This is a genomic window from Massilia sp. Root335 (assembly GCF_001425685.1).
GTDB lineage: Bacteria > Pseudomonadota > Gammaproteobacteria > Burkholderiales > Burkholderiaceae_D > Telluria > Telluria luteola.
Window position 1 is genome coordinate 182 of record NZ_LMCY01000062.1, and the last position, 4,907, is coordinate 5,088.

Consider the following 4,907-nt stretch of genomic DNA (forward strand, 5'->3'; position numbering starts at 1 on the left):
TAAAGAGTTCAGCTATCGCTTCGCGCCGTATTCGGTCACCGTGCTGGTGCTGTCGACCAAATAGGCCAACAGGCCGCCGGTGCCGCGCACCGAAGCGCTTGAGGAAAGGAGATCGCGCCTGTTATGATGGCCAGACCGTACCCGTCGATACGCGGGGCGCCGGGACAGTCCAACCCGCTAAAATATGCAAGAGTTCTATAAAAAGGCGCTGCTGGCGCTGATTGTCCTGCTCATCGTCGACGCGCTGCTGGCGGTGTTTTTTGTCTATCAGGCCTTTCCGACACGCGCGCTCTTGCCTGGGCATAGAGACGGTGCGCGCACGCATTTCGGCACGTATTCCGACGTGTCCACGGGGGGCAGGTCGACAGTGCGCCTGCACGACGCCTCGCCCGACCGCTTGCGCTTCGACTTCACGCTCAGGGAAACCGCGTATCCTTTTGTCGCCGCCGACCTGGTCCTCGATGACGCCAAGGGACGGCCTGTCCTCGAGGATTGGTCGCGCTTCCGTACCATTACCTTCGTTGCCAAATGCGCGCCGGCCACTTCCCTGATGATGGAGGTGTCCACCTTCGACGAAAAATTATCCAAGCCAGGCCAGTACGCGACCTATGTTCCGCCGAGGACGTATTTTTCGTGCAGTGAACAGGGCATGCCGGTGACGCTCGACCTGACCCGGCTGATGATTCCCGAATGGTGGTTCCCCGCGCGGAAGCAGGACCTGGCGCTCCAGGCGTATCGGCTCGACAAAGTCGGGAAGATCATGTTCGGCACCAGCGCCGTCACGCCGCGCAATGTGGCTTCCTACGTTGAAATCGGCGAACTGACCTTGCATGGCCGCGACTACCGCTATCTGGCCGCGCTCGCCGCCATCATCCTCGGTGGCTTTGCGGCATTCGGCGGATGGTTTTTTCTGGCCCATTCGCGCGCCTTGCTGGCCAGCGTGAATTCAAAAATGAAAATCAATCTGCCGATCGTGGCCTATCGCCAGTTGACCCTGGAACCGTACAAGGACAAGGAAAAGGCGTCGATATTGCGGTATATCGCCAGCACATATACCGATCCCAAGCTGGATTTGGAAGCCGTGGCGGAAGGGACCGGTGCGAACCGCTATAAAATCAATGAAGTGCTGAAATCCGAACTGGGCATGACATTCACCAGTTATCTGAATAAGCTGCGGCTGACCGAGGCATCCAGATTGCTGACGGAAAAGAGCAGCGCCGCCGTTTCCGAAATCGCGTATTTGGTGGGTTATTCGAATGTTCCGTATTTTAACAAGCTGTTCAAGGAAGAATTTGGCTGCACGCCCAAGTCATTCCGGATGCTGTCCGCCCAGCAGGGACGGCAGGACGGCAATCCAAACCCGCAATCCGAACAGGCTCCTTCCGACCACCCAGCCTGAACTCCCTGGCTGAACGGCCGCCCGCCGCCATCCCAGCTCTCGCAAGGGCCCATTCCACGGGGCTCGTCCACGACGCAAACCCGGCATGTCGGCCACGTTCTTGCGGCCCGCTTGCCCGACCGTCCACCAGCTGCCACACGCGACTTCCACCGTGGCTGACTTCGCTTGCAATTTCTGCGGTTTGTAAGAAGTTCGCACGGCGGCGATATCGTTGCCCGAGATGATCATCCTATGCTTCGGTCAGAAGATAAATACAAGGGCGACGGTCATGCAATTGAAGAAAATGGCGGTCTGCCTGACGACGGGCTTGTTGATGTCGTTCGGCGCCGCGGCTGAAAATTATCGCTGGGATAACGTTGCGATGGGCGGCGCCTGCCGCTGCGACACCCAGGCCGGGCGCTGCATCGCGCCGACCGACTGGCTGAGCGAAAAGGACACCGGCCTGATGGGTGTGGAATCGCTGGCCATCGATCCGGAAAACGCGGCCAATGCGTACCTGCTGGCGGGTACGGAATACTTCAGCAACGGCAAGATCAGGCCCCGCGGCTTTTTGCATGCGCAAGCGCGGCCGCTGTCGCTTTCCTGGCATGTTTTCAGAGCATAAGATGATGACGACGGAAGCACACCGGATCGCGCTGTTATTCAACGCGAACAAGGCATTCGATCACGAAGTCATTGCCGGAATTGCCGCATTTCTTGGAAGGACGCGCGCGGCCTGGGAGTTATTCCTGGAAGAAGATTTCCGATTGCGCCTGTCGGGCATCGAGCAGTGGCAGGGCGATGGCATCATCGCCAATTTCGACGATCCGGCCGTGGCGGAAGCGTTGTCGCGCTGTAGCGTGCCTGTCGTGGCGGTTGGCGGTTCCTATGCCGACCCGGCCGATTACCCGGCCGGCGTGCCCTATGTGGCGACCGACAATGTCAAGCTGGTCGAACTGGCACGCCAGCATCTGGCCGACGTCGGCCTGCACCACGTTGCCATGTTCAGCGTACCCGCCGCCGCGGACAACCGTTGGGCGCAGGAGCGCGAGAATGCCTTCCGCAGCCTCATGCAGGGCGCCCGGCTGGAAGCGGAAATCTTCCGCGGCTGCGAGACCAACGCCCATTCGTGGGACGAGGCGGTCCAGGGGCAGATCGACTGGTTGCGCAGCTTGCCCAAACCTGTCGGCATCATCGCCGTCTCGGACGCGCGTGCGCGCCAGCTATTGCAGGCTTGCATCATCGCCGGCGTCGAAGTGCCGGAAAAGGTGGCGATCATCGGCATCGACAACGACCCGCTGGTGCGCAGGCTCACCCGCATCCCGCTCAGTTCCGTGATCCAGGGCGCCCAGGAGATCGGGCGCGCGGCAGCCAATCTGATCGAGCAGATGCTGCGCGGGATGCGCCCGCCGGACACGCCGATCGTGGTGCCGCCGGCCGGCGTCAACGTGCAGGCGTCCAGCCAGTTCCAACCGATCAGGCATCCGAACGTGATGCGGGCGCGCCACTTCATCCGCCAGTATGCCTGCCAGGGCATCAAGACNNCGCTCACTACGTGGGCGTATCGCGCTCTTCGCTCGACGCCAGCTTTCGCCAGGAACTGGGATGCAGCGTGCACGACGTGATCATGAGCTTCAAGCTCGATGCCGCCAAGGCCGGCCTGGAAAACGGGGACTGCAGCATCGCCGACGTGGCGCTGGGCAGCGGCCTTACGTCCGTCCACTACATGCGTCGGGTGTTCAAGCGCGAACTCGGCTGCACGCCGCACGCCTACCGCGACCGCCTGCTCAGCGAGCGTGGACAGACGTCGGATGGCGCCAGCCCAGAAACCTGACGAGGTTTCAGCTCGGGGCCGTCCTGCGTCTCGCTGCTGATGGGGCTGGGCGATCGACACCACGCAATTGCGCTGCACTCTGCGCGCGCCGCATGCGCGCCGCAATTTTTAAAATCGGCAGGCGTGGCCGGCGTCAGGCCCTTGCGATCCCGCGCACCGGCGCTCCACCGGATAACATTCCCGCTTCAAATCCTTCAACAATCTGCACATTGAAAGCAATTCGCCGATCGGGACTACTCGCCAGGCATCAAATTTTTCTATTCTGCATCTTTGCCCACAAAAATACAGAGAGGAGATCGATGCGATCCTTGCCCATGCCGTACGCAGCCTTGTTCGCGGTGCTGCTCGCAGGTTGCGGCGGCGCCCGCGGGGGTTCGGCACCGTCGATCGCGGCACCGGTCCAGGCCACGGCCCCGGCAACGGCGGCCACCCCGGCGCCGACGGCGAGCCCCTACCCGAGCTACAACACGAGCCCCGTACCGCCCGACACGACCGGCATGTCGCACAATGCGCGGCAGATCGCCGCATCGATCCGCATCGGCTGGAACGTCGGCAACACGATGGAAGCGACGGGCGGCGAAACGGCATGGGGCAATCCCCAGGTGTCGAATGCGCTGATCCAGGCCGTCAAGAAGGCCGGATTCAATGCCATCCGGCTGCCCGTGTCGTGGGACCAGTACGCGGACCAGAAGACCGGCCGGATCAGCGCCGCGTGGCTCGCCCGCGTGAAGCAGGTCGTCCAGTATTGCGTCGACAACGACATGTACGTCCTCGTCAACATCCACTGGGACGGCGGCTGGCTGGAAAAGAACGTCACGCCCGACAAGAAGGACGCTGTGAACGCCAAGCAGAAGGCGTACTGGGAACAGATCGCGACGGCCTTGCGCGGTTTCGACGAACACGTGATGTTCGCCAGCGCCAACGAGCCGGATGCGAAGGACGCGACGGCGATGGCGGTCCTGATGAGCTATCACCAGACCTTCGTCGACGCCGTGCGCGCCACCGGCGGCAGGAACGCCTACCGGGTGCTGGTCGTCCAGGGCCCCCAGACCAACATCGACCTGACGGTCAAGCTGATGCCCACGCTGCCGGCCGACAAGGTGCCGGGCCGGATGATGGCCGAGATCCACTTCTACGACCCGTTCAATTTCGTGCTGATGGACAAGGACGCAACCTGGGGCTACCAGGCGTATTACTGGGGCGCCCCCAACCACTCGACGACGGACACGATCCGCAATCCGACGTGGGGCGAGGAAGCCTACGTCGATGCGCAATTCGCGAGCCTGAAGACGCAGTTCGTCGGCAAGGGGATTCCCGTCCTGCTCGGCGAATTCGCCGCCATGCGGCGTACCAACCTGACGGGCGCCGCCCTGGCGCTGCACCTCAAGTCGCGCAATTACTACCACACCTACGTCGTCAGGAAGGCCGTCGCCAACGGCGTGGTGCCGTTCTTCTGGGACGTCGGTGCGCCGGACGACCGGTCGGGCGGCATCTTCGACCGCACGACGAACCTGGTGCGGGGCCAGCAGACGCTGGACGCGCTGATGGCGGGCCTGACGGCGAAATAAGCCGGTGCTTGCGGTTCTCCTACCCACCGTCTATAATGCGGCCTCACGCGAAACGACCGCAACACGATCGCGACCTGGAGAGGTGGCAGAGTGGTCGAATGTACCTGACTCGAAATCAGGCGTACGG

Annotated in this window: 4 protein-coding genes, 1 tRNA gene and 1 pseudogene (1 of these 6 cut by a window edge); all 6 read left to right on the top strand. The window is 62.4% G+C overall.

From position 1 onward, the window contains the following. Positions 1–184 precede the first annotated feature (184 nt). The gene (locus ASC93_RS27385) at positions 185–1,399 is read left to right on the top strand and encodes a helix-turn-helix transcriptional regulator (RefSeq protein ID WP_056450222.1); all 1,215 of its coding nucleotides are present in this window, start codon (positions 185–187) and stop codon (positions 1,397–1,399) included. Positions 1,400–1,667: 268 nt separating this feature from the next. Beyond that, positions 1,668–2,003 (top strand): hypothetical protein, encoded by a 336-nt coding sequence (locus tag ASC93_RS27390; RefSeq protein ID WP_157202146.1) that lies wholly within the window; start codon positions 1,668–1,670, stop codon positions 2,001–2,003. Position 2,004: 1 nt separating this feature from the next. After that, positions 2,005–2,921 (top strand): XylR family transcriptional regulator (locus ASC93_RS27395; RefSeq protein ID WP_229412894.1); only part of this gene is annotated, 917 nt, incomplete at its 3' end. A 2-nt stretch (positions 2,922–2,923) separates the two neighbouring features. After that, positions 2,924–3,212 (top strand): annotated as a pseudogene (locus tag ASC93_RS32440) (helix-turn-helix transcriptional regulator); the annotation flags it as partial. 299 nt (positions 3,213–3,511) lie between these two features. Continuing rightward, entirely contained in the window at positions 3,512–4,780 is a 1,269-nt protein-coding gene (locus ASC93_RS27400) for a glycoside hydrolase family 5 protein (protein ID WP_200958412.1), read from the top strand. 76 nt (positions 4,781–4,856) lie between these two features. After that, positions 4,857–4,907 (top strand) — tRNA-Ser (locus tag ASC93_RS31810); it runs 121 nt beyond the window's last position.

What these genes read in the sequence shown, in the direction of transcription:
- ASC93_RS27385 (WP_056450222.1), top strand. Translation starts at nt 185, where the DNA reads ATGCAAGAGTTCTATAAAAAGGCGCTGCTGGCGCTGATTGTCCTGCTC.
- ASC93_RS27390 (WP_157202146.1), top strand. Translation starts at nt 1,668, where the DNA reads ATGCAATTGAAGAAAATGGCGGTCTGCCTGACGACGGGCTTGTTGATG.
- ASC93_RS27400 (WP_200958412.1), top strand. Translation starts at nt 3,512, where the DNA reads ATGCGATCCTTGCCCATGCCGTACGCAGCCTTGTTCGCGGTGCTGCTC.